Genomic DNA, 16,073 nt, shown 5'->3' on the forward strand with positions numbered 1-16,073 from the left:
CGGGATTCCGGGGCGGGCCGATTCGGGTAGCTCGATCAGACGAGGGTGGCCTTCTGGATGACCACGTCCGTCTTCGGCACGTCCTGGTGCGGGCCCGCGCTGCCGGTGGCGACGCCCGCGATCGCGTCTACCACCTCGGTGCCCTCGACGACCTTGCCGAACACCGCGTAGCCCCAGCCCTGGCCCGCGGGCGCGGAGTGGTTCAGGAAGTCGTTGTCCGACACGTTCACGAAGAACTGCGCGGTGGCCGAGTGCGGATCGTTGGTGCGCGCCATGGCGACGGTGTACTTGAGGTTCTTCAGCCCGTTGCCCGCCTCGTTCTGGATCGGGGCCTGGGTCGGCTTCTGCTGCAGACCCGGCTCGAACCCGCCGCCCTGGATCATGAAGCCCGGGATGACGCGGTGGAAAATGGTGCCGTCGTAGTGCCCGGCCTTCACGTACTCGACGAAGTTGCGCGCACTCTCCGGCGCCTTGGCCTCGTCCAGCTCCAGCACGATGGGCCCGTGGTTGGTCTCGAGATTCACCTTGGTCATACCCCCAGCTTTCCATCTCCGCGCCCCCGCACGTGTATCAGGGGCCGTCATCTTTCCGGTGTCGCGCGGTAGCATCGGCGGCTGGGGGACGACGGCGCTTCTTGCCGACCGGGTCTGTTGCATCCGGACGGTGCTGAACGGCCGAGAGTTACTCGGTCGATGCGGCAGCGGCGGGCGCTGAGACGAGGGGGGAATGGACGGCGAGCCGGAAGTCTTCTACGAATGCAGTAACCGATGCCTTCGTACCGCCCAGCTGCTGGCAGGGCACTTCGAGAATCTGACAGCCATCGTGGCCGCATCGACGCGTGCCGCCGGCTCCGACCGGGTGGGACGGGAGTGGGGCGGGAGGCACGATGCCGCTGCTGACGAGCTCTTCGCTTTTGTCTACCGGTCGGTGATTCCCGCGCTCGACCACTACGCGGCGCTCCTCGTTGTCGTCGGCTACAACCAGGCGTTCGCCGACTATCAGGCGGTTCATCCGCCCAAACCGGCGGCGCCGGTGCGACCGGAGTTGCCTGCCGAGCGAGGCCTGACCCCGCCCGGCTCGATGAACACCGGCATCGGCGACGGTTACGGCGTCATCGACAACGGCGTCGGCTTCGCAGATCTGGTGGGCCCGCTGGTGAGCGACGCCGATAAGGAAGAACTGGAGACGCTCTGCAGAGCGTGGCGAGATACGGGCGACGTCGTCTTCACCGACGACCTCTTCACGGCATCGTCCCTGGTACGCGAGGTGGATTCCGACGATGCTCGCGCCGCCGGCGACGACATCGACGACCTCGTAGCGGTGATCCGGAGCTGTAGTCGTCGCGTCGCCCAGCTCGCGGAATTCTGCGCGGAGCATTCGAAGGACGTCGTCGCGTACCGCGAGGGTCGGCTGCCCCGCTTGATCCTGGCGAATGCCGCTGCGCTCGGCGGGGTCGAACTGTTCACACATCGGACGATGTTGGAAGTACGATTCCGCCCTGGAATCTCAGCTGCCGCGGCAACCGCCTTCTCGAATCTCGCGGTCGACGACGTTCACGCATGGGGAGCGGAACGCCGTATCGCGATCGAGCGCTTCTCGGCCGAGGATCTCGGCGAATCGGGACGGATCACGGACGACATCAACTCTCGCCCGGTCGCGGAACTGGCGGAGAGCGATTCGGGTAGTTCCGCCGGGTCGGCAGACGAGGAGGGCGCCAAGGGCCCGCCGATGCATATCGACAAGCGACAGTTCGGTAAGAAGATCGGCAAACATGCCGAGGATTTCGGGCTCGACCCGCGAGATCCCACGGTCCGGGTCTGGCTACGCCAGCACTTCGAAGAGGTCAGGAGCACGCCCGATGAGGTGCGCAGCGGCCCGTACTACCCGGATTCCGGAGGCGGCGGTGACTACTGGTTCTACCGTAAGGGGAACGACTTGCTGATAACCAAGGGCGACGGCGAATTCGTCACGTGCTACCCCATGACGGGCCCGAACTCGTGGTTCGAATCCGCGGTTCCCCAATGAGTACCGGTGCGGGCGTGCTCGGTCCGCTTCTGGTCGGCAAGGTTGTCACCGCGTTGCGGCGTATCCACTACGTCTTCGAGGGGGCCGTCGATGAGCAGGAAGGCGCGATCGAGTTCACCTTGGCGGATGGTGACGTGTTCTTGTTCGACTCCGGCAGCGACGGCTCGGAACTTCGAGTGAAGCGCGAGCGCTGGGTCGATCCGTTCGAGAGCCCGTTGTCGCCCGAGAATGTCGAGTATGTGGCGGAATACGGGAAGTACACCGCTTTCGACGTCAGTTCGTCGGCCCCCTATGCGCGGATGATCGGGGCTCCGATCGAAAGAGCGGAGGAGGTGCTTCTGCCCGACGGCCGGGTCGCCGGGATGGTTCTGACGATCGGCGGATCGGTCGTGCGCTTCGAAACCCTCGCCGACGAGATGCGGGTGGAGATCGCGTCCGCTCCGTGAGGTATCTCGTCTCGAGGCCGGCCTCTCCGGAGTGTCGCGCGGTAGTATCGCCCCGGGACCGGCGAATTGGGGGGATCGATGGCCGACCATGACGGGTTCGCTGTGGTGCCGGAAGAGGTTGCCGCCGTCGGCCGCTTCGCCTACCGGATCGCGACCGAGCTCCGTGACGGTGCGAATTCGCTGGACCGCGAGGTATCTATGCTGATGAACTCCTGGCGGGGTGCGGCGGCTCAGTCCTACGAAGCCGGTTGGGGTGACATGCACGCCGGTGCGGTCCGGGTGTGGGAGGAACTCCTGCAACTGGCCGAGAAGCTCGGCGTCACGGCCGAGAACTACCGGGCACAGGAAGACGAATCCGGGGCATGCATGAATCTGCTGAACCTGGATGTGCCGTGATGGCCGGTGGATACTCGGTCGATCCGGAGCAACTCCGGAATCTCACAGCGAAGCTGCATGGCTACCAGGACTTCCTCTCCGGCCACCTCGCAGAATTGGAGCAGCGGGTCCAAGGGCTCTCGGCCGGCTGGTCCGGCGTCGCCGCCGACGCGTACACGGAGGCGCACCACGATTGGGCCACGGCATTGGACGACATTCGCGACGGCTTGAGCGCACTCGAACAGACGGCAGCTCGTGCGGCCGAAAGCTATACGACCGCGGTGGCCACAAATCTGAAGATGGTGGGGCGGAAACGCTGAGATGGAGGGTCGCCGCGGGCGTGAACCTCCGCGATTACGCCGCCGACATGGCGGAAGCCTCCCGCCACATACCTGCCCTGGCCCGCGAGTACCGGTGCTGATTCATCCCCAGCCCGCGCCCCCTGTGGACAACCCCGGCATTCAGGGGGCGAGCGCGCGCCCGCGCCGACACGCGGGCGGTTAGCATTGCCAACCGTGCCCGACCCCGCTACCGCTGTGTTGACGAAGCCCCCCGCCGCGCCCCAGGTCGCGCCGCAGGACTACCGCATTGCGCGCCTGATCGCGCTGATCGCCGGTGTGCTCGGTGCGCTGCTGGCGCTGGCGACGCCGTTCCTGCCGGTGACGCAGACGACGGCGGCGCTGCAGTGGCCGCAGGGCGGGGCGGTGGAGAGCGTGCAGGCGCCGCTGATGTCGCAGGTGCCGCTGGAGCTGCGGGCAACGATTCCGTGCTCCGCGGTGGAGCAGCTGCCGCCGCAGGGCGGGATGTTGCTGGCCACGGCGCCGCCGCAGGGGACGGGGGCCGCGCTGGAGTCGCTCTTCGTGCGGGTCTCGGAGACCGCGGTCGACGTGATCGACCGCAACGCGGTGGTCGCGACGGCGGAGCGCGCCCGCATGGGCGAGTGCGGCACCATCGTGATCGGCTCGGATATCGACGCCACCACGGCGGTGTTCGACGGGCTGCTCACGCCGGAGGGCAAGCCGGTGGGGGGCACGCTCACCGGTGACCTGCGCCCGCAGGTGGTCGGCGTCTTCACCGACCTGCGCGGCGACGTCCCGGCGGGGCTCTCCTTCGACATGGACGTCGACACCAGGTTCAGCACCAGCCCCACCTGGATCAAGCTGAGCGCGATGATCGGCGCGGTGCTGCTCACGCTGCTCGCGCTCGGCGCGCTGGCCAGGCTGGACGGCAGCGACGGCCGCGGCCACCGCCGCTTCCTGCCGCGCAACTGGCTGAAGCCGACCCTCGCCGACGGCGCCGTGATCGGCACCCTCGTGGTCTGGCACTTCATCGGCGCCAACACCTCCGACGACGGCTACATCCTGAGCATGGTGCGGGTGGCCCCGGACGCCGGGTACATGGCCAACTACTTCCGCTGGTTCGGCGTCCCCGAGGCGCCGTTCGGCTGGTACTACTACGTCATCCAGGTCTTCTCCGAGATCTCGACGGCAAGCCCGTGGGTCCGGGTGCCCGCGCTGCTCTGCGCGGTCCTCTGCTGGATGGTGATCAGCCGCGAGGTGGTGCCCCGCCTCGGCCGCGGTGTGCGGACCAGCCGGGTCGCGCTGTGGACCGGCGGCCTGGTCTTCCTCGCCTTCTGGCTGCCGTTCGACAACGGCCTGCGCTCGGAGCCGATCGTCGCGCTCGGCGCGCTGCTCACCTGGGTCTCGATCGAGCGCGCGGTGGCCACCGGCAGGCTGCTGCCCGCCGCCATCGCGATCCTCATCGCCGCCTTCACCCTCGCCGCCGCGCCGACCGGGCTCATGTGCGTGGCCGCGCTGCTCGCCGGCATCCGCCCGATGGTCCGGATCGCGGTGCGCTCCAGGCGCAGGCTCGGCGGCAGCCTGGCCGCGACCGCCGCGCTGCTCGCGCCGATAGCGGCCGCCGGGCTGCTCGTGCTCACCGTCGTCTACAGCGACCAGACCTTCGCCGGCATCCAGGAGGCGAACCGGGTGCGCCAGGCCACCGGCCCGAACCTGGCCTGGTACGAGGACTACCTGCGCTACTACTACCTGTTCGTGGAGACGGTGGACGGCTCGCTCTCCCGCCGCTTCGCCTTCCTGGTGATGCTGCTCTGCCTCTTCACCACGATGCTGGTGCTGCTGCGCAGGCGCCGGGTGCCCGGCATCGCGGCGGCGCCGACCTGGCGGCTCATGGGCATCGTCTTCGGGACGATCTTCTTCATGATGTTCAACCCGACCAAGTGGACGCACCACTTCGGCGCGTACGCGGGGATCGCGGGCTCGCTGGCGGCGGTCACCGCGGTCGCGGTGTCGGCATCGGCGCTGCGGGCGCGGAAGAACCGGGCGATCTTCCTGGCCGGGCTGCTGTTCGTGCTGGCGATCTCGTTCTCCGGGATCAACGGCTACTGGTACGTCTCCAGCTTCGGCGTCCCGTGGTTCGACAAGCGGATCTCGCTCTCCGGCTTCCAGTCCAACACGCTCATGCTTGTGCTCTTCGGCGCCGCGCTGGCGCTGGTGGCCTGGCTCTCGCTGCGCGAGGGGTACGCCAAGCCGCCGAGTTCGCCGCGCTCCGCGCGCGGGCAGCGGGTCCGCCGGTTCGCCGCGATCCCGCTCACCGTCGTCGCCGCGCTCATGGTGCTGATCGAGGTGGGGTCGCTGGCGAAGGGCGCGGTCTCGCAGTACCCGGGGTACTCGCTGGCCCGTGGCAATATCGACGCGCTGAGCGGCGATACCTGCGGCCTTGCCAACGACGTGCTGGTCGAGCCGGACCCGAACGGCGGCAGGCTGGAGCCGATCACCGACCCGGCGAACCCGGCCACCGACCCGCTGGCGGGCGCGAACCCGGTCGGCTTCGACCCGAACGGCGTGCCGGACGACCTCTCCGCGGACAGCGTCGAGGTCAAGCCGGGCACCGGCAACACCTCCACCCAGTCGGTCGGCGCCGCCTTCGCCGAGGGCGAGAGCGCGGGCACCGGCGGCGGCCAGGGCGCGCTCGGCGTCAACGGCAGCACCGTCGCGCTGCCCTACGGCCTCGACCCGGCGAGCACCCCGGTGCTCGGCAGCTACCAGGAGGGCGTGCAGCAGCCGGCCAACCTGACCTCCAGCTGGTACCAGCTGGCGCCGCGCTCGGCGGAGCGCCCGCTGGTCGTGATCACCGCGGCCGGCCGGATCCTCTCCTACGACGACACCGGCGCCATGAAGTACGGCCAGTCGCTCACCGTCGACTACGGCAAGCGGCAGCCGGACGGCACCGTGGCGCAGCTCGGCACCTACCTGCCGCGCGACATCGGCCCGTTCCCGTCCTGGCGCAACCTGCGGGTGCCGCTGGACGAGATCGCGCCGGAGGCCGACGCGGTGCGCATCGTGGCCAACGACCCGATCCTGATCGGCGACCAGTGGCTGGCCTTCACCCCGCCGCGGATGCCGGAGCTGCGCTCGCTGAACGGTTACCTCGGCCGCGAACAGCCGATTCTGCTCGACTGGGCGGTCGGGCTGCAGTTCCCCTGCCAGCGACCGTTCGACCACGAGTACGGCGTCGCCGAGGTGCCGAACTACCGCATCCTGCCGGACCGGCCGCTGGCGATCAGCTCGACGAACACCTGGCAGGCCCAGGAGTTCGGCGGCCCGCTCGGCTTCTCGCAGATGCTGGCCCGCTCCACCACGGTGCCCACCTACCTGGAGAACGACTGGGCCCGCGACTGGGGTTCGCTGGAGCGCTACGACCAGTACCGCTCGGCGGTCCCGGCGCAGCTGCGGACCGGCACCGTGAGCCGGTCCGGGCTCTGGACCCCGGGCCCGCTGCGGGTGTTCGCGCAGTAGCACCCGCGGTATTCGGCGGCCGCCCCGCGCGGCCGCCGACGGGGTAGGTACCGACACGACGAAGGCCGTCGGGCGGCGCTGGTTCAGCGCCTCCCCGACGGCCTTCGTCGGTTCGCTCGGAGTGCCGGGGCAACCGGGCGCGCAGTGGCTAGACCTTGGTCAACCGCCGCCCCAATTCCCTGCGGAGTACTTCCTGGGGAGGGAGCTTGGACAGCATCCGCAGCACGGCGGGGCGCAGTTCGCGCTGCTCCTCCTCGTTCAGCAATCCGACGAGGTCGCGCAGCTCCATGTCATCGAATTCCGTGGTCATACGGGTCAGGGTACGTATCCATTCGGAAGTTCGCCGGGCAATCCGACGCGCGGCTGCGAAGATGCGAAACCCTGCCCGGCGACCTGCCAGGACGGTAGCGGGAGTGTCACCGGAGCCTTCGCACCCTGTGTGGAACGTTCGCTCCGGCAACGGTTTTGCCCCCGCTACCGCACCCGGATCGGTGCCTCCGCCGCGAGCCCCGACCGGGTCACCTCGGTGACCGAGACCGTCGCGGGCACCGCGGCCGGGTCGAGCGGGGTGAAGCGCTCGAGCGCACCCCAGTCCCGGCCCCAGTCGTTGTCGAGGTAGGTCGGCACGGTCTGCGCGTCCAGCAGCAGCCCGGTCCAGCCGAGCGGGCCGCCGCCGATATCGTCCTGCCAGGCATTGGAGGCGTCCGAGCCGACCCGGTCCGGCAGGATGCGCCAGCGCGGCACCTCCGCGACCCCGTGCGCGTGGTCGAACGGCCGCTGGCACGGGAACGCCAGCCCGACGTGCCAGTCGAGCAGCACCGGGTCGGCCGTGCCGACGACGCTGCTCAGCGTCGCGAGCTCGGGCAGCCGGGGCGGGGTGACGGCGAGCCACTGCTTCGGGGTGATGTCGTTGTCCACCGCGACCAGCCGCACCGCGTTCGCCTCCATCGGGATCCCGTCCAGCGGCACCCGCAGGTTCCGCCAGGACGGCGACGGCCCGATGTCGAGCGGAAGCACCGAGCCGAGCGGGCGCACCGAATCGCCGTCGCGCACCCCGTACTCCAGCTTCAGGTCGGAGCCGTAGGTGGCGATGCCGTCGGCGTCGACCGAGCGGATCCGGCCCGCCGCGGTGATCACAAGCGTCCGGTAGGCGGGGTCGTGGCGCATGCTGTCGCCGAGGTTCAGGCCGTACCACTCGGTGGTCAGCGACGCCTGCTGCTGCACGCCGTCCTGGAAACTGCCGAGCACCGGGGTGCGAGCGGGGTCGAGGCCGAAGGGCAGCGCCACGGTGCTGCCGTTGATCCCGGTCCGGTCGGAGACGCCGCCGCCGGTGCCCGCCCCGGTCGTGTTGGTCGTCTTGTTCTCGGCGCCGCCGTCCACCGAGTTGGCGCCGCCGCTCGAGGTCTCCTCGGCATCCGCGGTGAGGTCGGCCGCGACGCCGTCCGGGGTGAAGCCGGTGTTCTTCGCGGCGAGGCCGTCGGCGGCGCTGCCGGTGATCGGGAGCAGCACCGAATCGGGAGTGTCGGTCTCGACAAGCACCTCGTCGGCGAGCGCGCAGGGCTGCCCGGCCAGTGCGCGGGCATTGGAGAGCGCGATGCTGTAGGCGGGCGCCTGCCCGGCCGCGCCCTTGAGCAGCGAGGCCACCTCGAAGAGCACGAGCAGCGCCGCCGCGACGGTGAGCGGCGCCGCGGCGAGCCGGTCGAACCGGCCGGGCGCGCCCGCCGGGCGGAACGGGGCGCGGTAGTGCGCCCATGCCGCGACCAGCAGCGCGACCCCGGCCAGCCCGAGGAACAGCGTCGAGAGCCCCGTGCCTGCCACCAGCGGCGCCTTGTCCCACCACGGAACGCCGTAGCTGGAGACGTACCACCAGCCGTTCGAGCCGGTGAAGGTGATGGCGAGCACGAAGAGCACCGCCGCCGCGAAGAGCGCGCGGTTGCGCGTCTGTTTGATGCCGTTCACGCCGACCGCGACGGCGGCGAGCGCGGCCAGCGAGGCGGCCAGCCCGGCGTAGACGCCGAAGTGGTGCGTCCACTTGGTCGGGGTGAACATCATGAGCAGCAGCGCGCCGAAGACGATGCCGAGAATCCGCACCGACGGCCCGCGCGCGGTGCCGGGGATGCCGTTCTTGCGCAGCACCTGCAGCACGCAGACCAGCAGGCAGAGCAGCATGAGCAGGACCCCGAAGCGGCGCGCGAGCGAGCCGTCCGGGGCGAGCATGAGCAGCGAGTCCCAGCGGGTGCGCTCGTCGAACCAGGCCACGTTCGGCCCGACCTCGGTGCGCACCCGGGTGGCCTCGCGCACCGTCGCCAGCGTCTGGTCGGCGAAGACCACCACCAGCACGGCGGTGCCTGCGGCCAGGATCGGCGCGCCGTAGGCGAGGTAGCGCAGCGCGGTGCCGGCCCGGCCGACCGGGTTCGAGCCGCGCACCTTGCGGACCAGCACCACCAGCGCGGGGCGGGAACCGGCGAGCAGCGCGGCCAGGCAGATCAGCCCGGTCGGCCCGGCGGCCAGCGAGAAGGCGGCGATCAGCACGCCCAGCGCGGCCGGGAGGAGCCTGCCGGTGGCGATGGCGCGCTCGATCGAGCACCAGGTGAGCAGCGCGCCCGCGGCGATCAGCGGCTCCGGGCGCAGGCCGTTGTCGTAGGGCAGCCAGAAGGCGAGGAAGACCAGCCCGGCGGTCCACAGCGCGACGCGGTCGCGGCGCACCCGCGCGCCGAGCCGGGGCAGCACCTCGCGGCTGATCACCAGCCAGCAGACGATGCCGGCCAGCAGCGCGGGCAGCCGCATCCACGGGCTGGAGGTGGAGATCTGGGCCATCCAGGCCAGCACCTCGTAGGACCAGCCGAACGGCGCCTCCGGCACCCCGAACCAGCGGTAGTAGTTCGCCAGGTACCCGGAGTGCTCCGAGACCCGGGCCATGTTCAGGATGTAGCCGTCGTCGGAGGTGTTGGCGCCGATCACGTGCCAGAGCGCCAGCGTGCCGAGCACCGCGACGTCGGCGAGGGTGCACCGCCACCAGTGCGCGGGCAGCACGCGGCGGGCCCTTCGGCCGTCGGCGGTGTCCAGGAAGTGCAGCGCGACCAGCGCGATCAGGGTGGCGAGTACGGCCAGCACCATGACCGTCAGCTTGAGCGGGGACGGGCTGGAGGTGAAGCGCGAGTCGAGCTCGGCGTGCAGGGTCGCGCCGCCGAGCTGCTGCTCGCCCAGGTCGGTGAAGACGCCCACCAGCTGCGGGCGGATGTCGCGGGTGACGGTGTTGCGGAACGCGGTTCCGTCCGCCCGCGTCGCGCCGGTGAACTCGACGGTCGCGGCTTTGTCGTCCACCGTCGCGGTGATCGCGGTGCAGCCCTGGATCTCGGCCACCGGCGCCGCGAGCATGGGGACGTCGCGCAGCAGCACGGAGAGGGTGTCGTCGCGGACGGTCACGGTGAGGCCCTTGGCGCTCGCGTCCGGCGAAGCGGGGGGAATCGTGGAGAGCAGGGTCGTGCCCTGCTCCGGTGCGGCTGTCCCGGTCGCGTCGAGCAGTGCGCAGGGGAGCGTGGCGTCCAGGCGCAGCGGGACGTAGGAGATCAGCGGCGCCTCCACCGAGGCGGCCCCCGCCTGCGGCCAGTCCAGCGCCGTCGCCTCCTGGCGCACCGGCAGCAACGGTGTGAGCAGGGCGAGTACGAACCCGAGCAGCCCGGAGACGAGGGCGATCAGGCGGTATCGGGTGAACGCAGCGGTGGGTCGGTCCGGTCGCACGGTCGTTGATGCTATAGACCGCTCGCGGCGGCACCGAGGGCGCGCACGTCCCAGCCCCGCGCGTCGGCTGCCGACACCGGCTCCGCGCCGACGGGCAGTGCGGTGCCGCCGTCCGCCGAAAACCTCAGCGCGCGACGGTGACCAGCGTGAACGGTCCGATATCGGTGACCGTGAAGGCCGGGTCGGCGAAGAGCTCGGCGGGGAAACTCACCGTGTAGCGGCGCACGTTCGGGTCGTTCGGGTAGACGTCGGCGGCCAGCCGCAGGGTGTAACCGTCGCCGCCGCGCCGGAAGAGGAAGGCGTCCGGCGCGCGCCACGGCGCGGCGTCGAGCGCGGCCAGCAGCTCGGCGGGGGTCTCCAGCTCGCTCCAGCGCTCGATGGCGGCGGCGCGGCCGCCGAAATCGGCGAGCGGGTTGGCGTAGTGCGAGGTCAGCCCCTGGAAGCCGAAGTACGGGTAGTAGGCGAGGAAGCTGGTGTCCGCGGTGAGCAGCACGGTGTCGGCGGGGGCGCGGCCGGTCCGCGCGCGCAGCGCCTCGTCGATCTGCCGGTAGTGCGTGACCGCGGAGGGGTCGCGCTTGTCGGCGCGGTTGCCGTCGCCGTCGGTGTCGGTGTAGGCGGTGGTGATCTCGGCGGCGAGCACGTGCGGGATCTGCTGCGCGAAGGCGAACGCACCGGCCAGCCCCACCGCGACGGCGACCGCGCGGAACCGCTCCGGCTCGTTCAGTGCCTGGTAGACGGCGCGCGCGCCCTCGAAGAAGCCGAACGTCCCGGCCGCCGCGAGCAGCACGAGCAGGATCGGCTCCAGCCGGAAGGAGAGCAGGGTGGTGCCCGCCGCGGTGGCCAGCATGGAGAGCAGCGTCCACAGGTACACCGCGACGACGCCGATGCCGAGCGCCTGCGCCCGCCGGGACGAACCGATCCGGACCACCAGCCAGACCAGGCCGAGCAGGCAGAGCGCGCCGCGCAGCGAGAACTCGGCCATGGGCAGCGGGAGTTCGGCCCCGGCCTCCGGGAGGTAGTGGAAGGCGCCGCCGCCGAGCGCGACCTTCCCGGTCACCGACTCCAGCAGGTACGGGGTCCAGACCAGCAGCGCGACCAGCACGGAGATCCCCGCGATCACCGCCAGGCGGGCGAGCGGCGGCACCGCCGCCCGCCACGCCGACGCCCCCGAGACGTCGGCGGGCTCCGCACTCGCGGGACTTCCGGCGAACTTCGCGGCACCGCGCGCCGAAGCGGGCCGCGCGCGCAAACCCTCGCGCCCCGCCCGGCGAGCCCGCACCGCGAAGTACGCCGCGATCAACCCCATGAGCCCCACCGCGAACGCCGCCAGCGCCGCGTACAGCGTGTAGAACGTCGCGCACAGCCCGAGGAACAGCCCGGTGCCGAGCACCGCGCCCCACCCGCCTGCCGACGCCCCGCGCGGCCCCGGCCGGTGCAGCGCGCCCCAGGCGAGCACCAGCGCGGGCGCGATCAGCACGACGAGCACGGCGCTGTACGCCTCCGGCGCGGCATAGGCGAGCGTGAGCGCGACCGTCGCCGCCGTCACCGCGACCGCCAGATCAGCCCGGATCAGCTCACTCCAGAGCACCAGCGCCAGCACCGACGCCACCGCGAGCGCCACGATGGCGTACGGCTTGAAGACCTCCCACCCGTCCATGCCGAGCAGGTTCGCGACCCGCCCGCCCAGCCAGAACCACCCGGCCGGGTAGAACGGCGGCAGGTCGGCGTAGGTCATGTCGCGCAGCGCGGCGCTGTCGGTGAGCCGGGTCAGGTACTCGGTGCGGAACTCCTGGTCCACCGAGATCCCGAAGAGGTACAGCTTCGTCGCGGCCAGCGGCATCCCGAGCGTGACGGTGACGAAGGTCGAGATCCCGGCCCAGGAGAGCAGCCTCGCGAGCCACGGCAGCCGGTGCCGCCGGAGCAGCACGACCGCGGCGACCAGCAGCACCGCCGCGCCCACCTGCCCCACCGTGCTGAGCGCCCGCGTGACATTCGAGGAATTGAACGCGGGCCACTCCACCAGCGAGAACGCCACCAGCTGCACCGCGGCCACGGCGGCGGCCACCACCGCGGCGAGCAGCGCGTTGCCCATCCCCCTGGCGGCGCGGCGGGACAGGATCGCCAGGGGGCCGGTGCTGGTCAAGTGACTAGATGGGCAGCTTGCGGAAGATCGGCCGCGGGACGTGCCGCAGCACCGACATCACGTAGCGGAAGGTGCCCGGCGCCCAGATGAGCTCCTTGCCCTTCTCCGACGCGGCCACCGCGAGCGCGGCCACCTGCTCCTTGTCCACGGTGAACGGCGCCTCCTTGGCCCCGGTCTCCGCCCAGTGGTTCACGGTGGTCGTCGTCCGCACCTGCCCGGGCCGGATGACGAGCACGCGCGGGCCGTGCGGCCGCAGCGCCTCGCCGAGGCCGAGGTAGAAGCCGTCGAGCCCGGCCTTGGTCGAGCCGTAGACGAAGTTCGAGCGGCGCACCCGCTCGCCGGCGGCCGAGGACATGGCGATGATCCGCCCGAACCCCTGCGCCTTCATCTTCTCGCCGAGCAGCACGCCGACCGAGACCGCCGCGGTGTAGTTGATGCCGGCGATCTGCACCGCCTTGCGCTGGTTCTGCCACAGCTCCTCGGCATTGCCGAGCAGCCCGAACGCCACGATCGCCACGTCGACGTCGCCGCCGTCCCACGCCGCGTCGATCACCTTGGGGTGGCTGTCGGTGTCGAGGGCGTCGAAGTCGACCAGGTCGACCCGGGTCGCGCCCGCGGCCTTCAGCTGGGCCACCGCGCTGTCGCGCAGCGGGTCGTTCGGCAGCGCGGCCAGCACGATCCGGGCCTGCCCCTTCTTCAGGTACTCCGCGCAGATCGCGAGCCCGATCTCGGAGGTTCCGCCGAGCAGCAGGATGGTCTGCGGGTTGCCAACGGCATTGATCACTGGAGCTCCAGCCTTCTCGCCATGTCCGACATGAAAACGCCTGTGGGATCGACGCTCCGGCGGACCGCGATCCACTCGTCGATCCGGGGGTACATCCGGTGGAAGGTCTCCGCGGCGGTCCGCGAATCCTTCGCCGTGTAGAGCCTGCCGCCGAACTCGAGGACGCGGCGGTCGAGCGAGGTGACGAAGTCGTTGAGCCCGGCCGAGATCGGGAAGTCGACGCAGATGTTCCAGCCCGGCATCGGGAAGCTCAGCGGCGCCCGGTTGCCGGGGCCGAAGAGCTTGAACACGTTCAGGAACGAGTAGAAACCCGACTTCTGGATGTCGACGATGATCCGCTTGAACTCGTCCACCGACTCCGGCGGCACCACGAACTGGTACTGCAGGAAGCCGTTCGAGCCGTAGCCGCGGTTCCACTCCCCGAGCATGTCGAGCGGGTGGTAGAACTGCGTCAGGTTCTGCACCTTGCCCCGGTAGCTGCCCGATTTGCGGTACCAGAGCTCGCCGATCGGGGTGAAGGTGTACTTGTTCGCCAGCCCGTTCGGGAACACGTCGGGCAGCGTGAGGAAGGTCTTCCCGTTGAACTTCAGCGGGTCCTTCTGCAGCTTCTTCGGCAGCTGGTCCAGCTTGGCCAGGTTGCCCCGCGAGATCGCGGCGCGGCCGAGCTTGGGCTCCGGGCTGATCGCGTCGAACCAGGCCGAGCTGTACTCGTACCGATCCTCCGAGCCGTCGCTGTGGAACGCGATGGTCTCGTCCAGCGTGGCGGTGACATCGCCGTCGGCGATGAAGTAGGCCGTCTCGGTCGGCGTCATCTCGATGCTCGCGCGCAGGATGATGCCGGTCAGCCCGCTGCCGCCGATGGTGGCCCAGAAGAGCTCGGGGTTCTTCTCCGGCGACACCGTGTGCACGGTGCCGTCGGCGGTGAGCAGCTCCATCGAGCGCACGTGGTTGCCGAAGCTGCCCGCGCTGTGGTGGTTCTTGCCGTGGATATCGGAGCCGATGGCGCCGCCGATCGTCACCTGCCTGGTGCCGGGCAGCACCGGGACCCAGAGGCCGAAGGGAAGCGCGGCCTTCATCAGCTGGTCAAGGTTCACGCCCGCGTCGACGTCGACCAGCCGGGAATCGCGGTCGATCCGGTGGATCTTGTTCAGCGCGGTCATGTCGACGACGAGCCCGCCCGCGTTCTGCGCGTTGTCGCCGTAGGAGCGGCCGAGGCCGCGCGCGATGACGCCGCGGCGCAGGTGCGCGGGCTTGCCGTCGTTGTCCTCGGCGACCAGCGCCACGGCCTTGGCGATCACCTCGGGATCGCCCGTGGAGAGCACTTCGGAGGAGGTGGGTGCGGTGCGACCCCACCCGGTCAGCGAGCGGGTGCGCGTCGGCAGTGCGACGGCGTCACCGGGGCTGCCGGTACCGGTGGACGGTGTGGTGGCGGTCGGAGCGTTCGTGGACATCGGCATAGAGGCTACAGGTAGCCCGCGGGGGGCCCGCTGCGTCTGTCGTACTCCCCGGTATCGAGGGTTAGGCTCTCCCCGTGTCAGCCGAACCGCACCTCCCGCTGCCCGCCGAGCTGCCCCTGGTCGACGAGCCGGGCGGCACCGATGTGGACCTGAAAACGCAGATGATCCGGTTCGTGCTCACCGGTGCGCTCTCGGCGGTGGTGGACTTCGGGCTCTACGTCCTGCTCTACAAGGCGGCCGGGCTGCCGCTGGACGCCGCCAAGGCGATCGGCTTCATCGCAGGCACCACCACCGCCTACCTGATCAACCGCCGCTGGACCTTCCAGGCCCCGCCAAGCCGCCTCCGCTTCCTCGCGGTTGTCCTGCTCTACGCCGTCACCTTCGCGGTGCAGGTGGGAATCAACTCGCTGATCAACCGCTGGCTCGACGACACCGCGGTCACCCTGCTCCTGGCGTTCGTCGTCGCCCAGGGCACCGCGACCGTGATCAACTTCGTGGTGCAGCGGGCGGTCATCTTCAAGATCCGCTGAGCGCGCTCCGGCTCGCCTTGGCGCCGAAGTAGTCGCCGCCCTTGGCCCTGACGTTGTCGGTGCCCCAGTCGCGCAGCTCCCGGTCCGCCGGGACGAGGTGCGGGATGTGCTTGCGGCAGTGGATGTAGGCCTCCTCGACGTCGACCACCACCCAGCGCTCGGCCGCCCGGCCCCGGTGCTGCGCGGGCAGGTCCGGCACTCGCGGCCGCAGCACGCCGTCCTCGACGATGTGTGCGCTGCCATTGATGTGCAGCCCGATCAGATCGTGCACGAAATCCAGCAGCATGATGCCGACGTGCGGGTTCTCCAGGATATTGCCGAGGCTCGCCATGACGCCGTTGCCGCGATATTCGGGATAGGCGACGGTGCGCTCGTCCACCACGTGCAGGAATCCCGGGACCCCCGCGCGGAAGCTGGAATCACATTCGCCTTTTCGGTCGGCGGTCGCGATGAACGCCATATCCATCTTCGCGATGAACCCGATCATGGCCGGGTTCAGGTGATCCAGCACCTGCTCGTCGTAGAAGCGCTCGGCGCGGGCGGTGCTGCCGTACTGCTCCTGAAGGTCGCGCTCCCCGTCGCTGCCGTGTCGAGAACCAGGCATGGCGCCCCCTCCGGTCGTCGAACGAAAACGTCGACCAGTTTAGGGAGATGCCCACCCGGTGCTCACCGGAATGCGAGGTATGTATCCGCAGAAATGCTCGTACACAAGGGTTTTCCGAGAATTTGCGGGCACCGGGCAGGCGAATTCAGT

General features: G+C 70.4%; 13 protein-coding genes. 6 read left to right on the plus strand and 7 right to left on the minus strand.

What is annotated here, in order from left to right; genetic code table 11:
- Positions 1-35: 35 nt before the first annotated feature.
- A complete protein-coding gene (locus LTT61_RS19260; RefSeq protein WP_233015483.1) occupies positions 36-533 on the minus strand; it encodes a peptidylprolyl isomerase in 498 nt (165 codons plus the stop codon).
- Positions 534-726: 193 nt separating this feature from the next.
- Between LTT61_RS19260 and LTT61_RS19265 the strand changes: the two genes are divergently transcribed.
- From LTT61_RS19265 to LTT61_RS19285, 5 genes are all read left to right on the plus strand, one after another.
- Positions 727-2,025 carry a hypothetical protein gene (locus LTT61_RS19265; RefSeq protein WP_233015484.1) on the plus strand — a complete coding sequence of 433 codons (1,299 nt, stop codon included), beginning with the start codon at positions 727-729 and terminating at the stop codon, positions 2,023-2,025.
- Entirely contained in the window at positions 2,022-2,471 is a 450-nt protein-coding gene (locus LTT61_RS19270) for a hypothetical protein (protein ID WP_233015485.1), read from the plus strand. The genes LTT61_RS19265 and LTT61_RS19270 overlap by 4 nt, the downstream gene beginning before the upstream one ends.
- 78 nt (positions 2,472-2,549) lie before the next feature.
- The gene (locus LTT61_RS19275) at positions 2,550-2,867 is read left to right on the plus strand and encodes a WXG100 family type VII secretion target (protein ID WP_233015486.1); all 318 of its coding nucleotides are present in this window, start codon (positions 2,550-2,552) and stop codon (positions 2,865-2,867) included.
- Positions 2,867-3,166: a WXG100 family type VII secretion target gene (locus tag LTT61_RS19280; RefSeq protein ID WP_233015487.1), complete on the plus strand. Its 300-nt coding sequence runs from the start codon at positions 2,867-2,869 to the stop codon at positions 3,164-3,166. Before LTT61_RS19275 ends, LTT61_RS19280 begins: the two co-directional genes overlap by 1 nt.
- Positions 3,167-3,361: 195 nt before the next feature.
- Entirely contained in the window at positions 3,362-6,664 is a 3,303-nt protein-coding gene (locus LTT61_RS19285) for an arabinosyltransferase domain-containing protein (RefSeq protein WP_420094667.1), read from the plus strand.
- A gap of 148 nt (positions 6,665-6,812) precedes the next feature.
- On the opposite strand, the gene LTT61_RS19290 is transcribed toward LTT61_RS19285, so the two are convergent.
- The 5 genes from LTT61_RS19290 to LTT61_RS19310 form a co-directional block, all read right to left on the minus strand.
- Positions 6,813-6,974: a hypothetical protein gene (locus LTT61_RS19290; RefSeq protein WP_169811444.1), complete on the minus strand. Its 162-nt coding sequence runs from the start codon at positions 6,972-6,974 to the stop codon at positions 6,813-6,815.
- 164 nt (positions 6,975-7,138) lie between these two features.
- Positions 7,139-10,405, minus strand: a complete 3,267-nt coding sequence (locus LTT61_RS19295) for an arabinosyltransferase domain-containing protein (protein ID WP_233015488.1) — start codon at positions 10,403-10,405, stop codon at positions 7,139-7,141.
- 124 nt (positions 10,406-10,529) lie between these two features.
- Positions 10,530-12,497: a galactan 5-O-arabinofuranosyltransferase gene (locus LTT61_RS19300; protein WP_233021087.1), complete on the minus strand. Its 1,968-nt coding sequence runs from the start codon at positions 12,495-12,497 to the stop codon at positions 10,530-10,532.
- 55 nt (positions 12,498-12,552) lie between these two features.
- A complete protein-coding gene (locus tag LTT61_RS19305; protein WP_233015489.1) occupies positions 12,553-13,332 on the minus strand; it encodes a decaprenylphospho-beta-D-erythro-pentofuranosid-2-ulose 2-reductase in 780 nt (259 codons plus the stop codon).
- Complete coding sequence (locus LTT61_RS19310) at positions 13,329-14,783, minus strand: FAD-binding oxidoreductase (protein WP_233015490.1); 1,455 nt, start codon at positions 14,781-14,783, stop codon at positions 13,329-13,331. The genes LTT61_RS19305 and LTT61_RS19310 overlap by 4 nt, the downstream gene beginning before the upstream one ends.
- Before the next feature lie 80 nt (positions 14,784-14,863).
- Here LTT61_RS19310 and LTT61_RS19315 point away from each other — a divergent pair, with 80 nt between their 5' ends.
- Positions 14,864-15,319: a GtrA family protein gene (locus LTT61_RS19315; protein ID WP_269821763.1), complete on the plus strand. Its 456-nt coding sequence runs from the start codon at positions 14,864-14,866 to the stop codon at positions 15,317-15,319.
- On the opposite strand, the gene LTT61_RS19320 is transcribed toward LTT61_RS19315, so the two are convergent.
- Positions 15,306-15,923, minus strand: a complete 618-nt coding sequence (locus tag LTT61_RS19320; protein WP_233015491.1) for a pyridoxamine 5'-phosphate oxidase family protein — start codon at positions 15,921-15,923, stop codon at positions 15,306-15,308. The two genes, LTT61_RS19315 and LTT61_RS19320, sit on opposite strands and share 14 nt — an antisense overlap.
- Between the last annotated feature and the right edge of the window lie 150 nt (positions 15,924-16,073).

The organism is Nocardia asteroides (assembly GCF_021183625.1).
In the GTDB taxonomy this organism is placed as follows: Bacteria; Actinomycetota; Actinomycetes; order Mycobacteriales; family Mycobacteriaceae; genus Nocardia; species Nocardia asteroides_A.

Coding starts and splice junctions, on each gene's coding strand:
- LTT61_RS19260 (WP_233015483.1), bottom strand. CDS start 533: ATGACCAAGGTGAATCTCGAGACCAACCACGGGCCCATCGTGCTGGAG.
- LTT61_RS19265 (WP_233015484.1), top strand. CDS start 727: ATGGACGGCGAGCCGGAAGTCTTCTACGAATGCAGTAACCGATGCCTT.
- LTT61_RS19270 (WP_233015485.1), top strand. CDS start 2,022: ATGAGTACCGGTGCGGGCGTGCTCGGTCCGCTTCTGGTCGGCAAGGTT.
- LTT61_RS19275 (WP_233015486.1), top strand. CDS start 2,550: ATGGCCGACCATGACGGGTTCGCTGTGGTGCCGGAAGAGGTTGCCGCC.
- LTT61_RS19280 (WP_233015487.1), top strand. CDS start 2,867: ATGGCCGGTGGATACTCGGTCGATCCGGAGCAACTCCGGAATCTCACA.
- LTT61_RS19290 (WP_169811444.1), bottom strand. CDS start 6,974: ATGACCACGGAATTCGATGACATGGAGCTGCGCGACCTCGTCGGATTG.
- LTT61_RS19300 (WP_233021087.1), bottom strand. CDS start 12,497: ATGGGCAACGCGCTGCTCGCCGCGGTGGTGGCCGCCGCCGTGGCCGCG.
- LTT61_RS19310 (WP_233015490.1), bottom strand. CDS start 14,783: ATGTCCACGAACGCTCCGACCGCCACCACACCGTCCACCGGTACCGGC.
- LTT61_RS19320 (WP_233015491.1), bottom strand. CDS start 15,923: ATGCCTGGTTCTCGACACGGCAGCGACGGGGAGCGCGACCTTCAGGAG.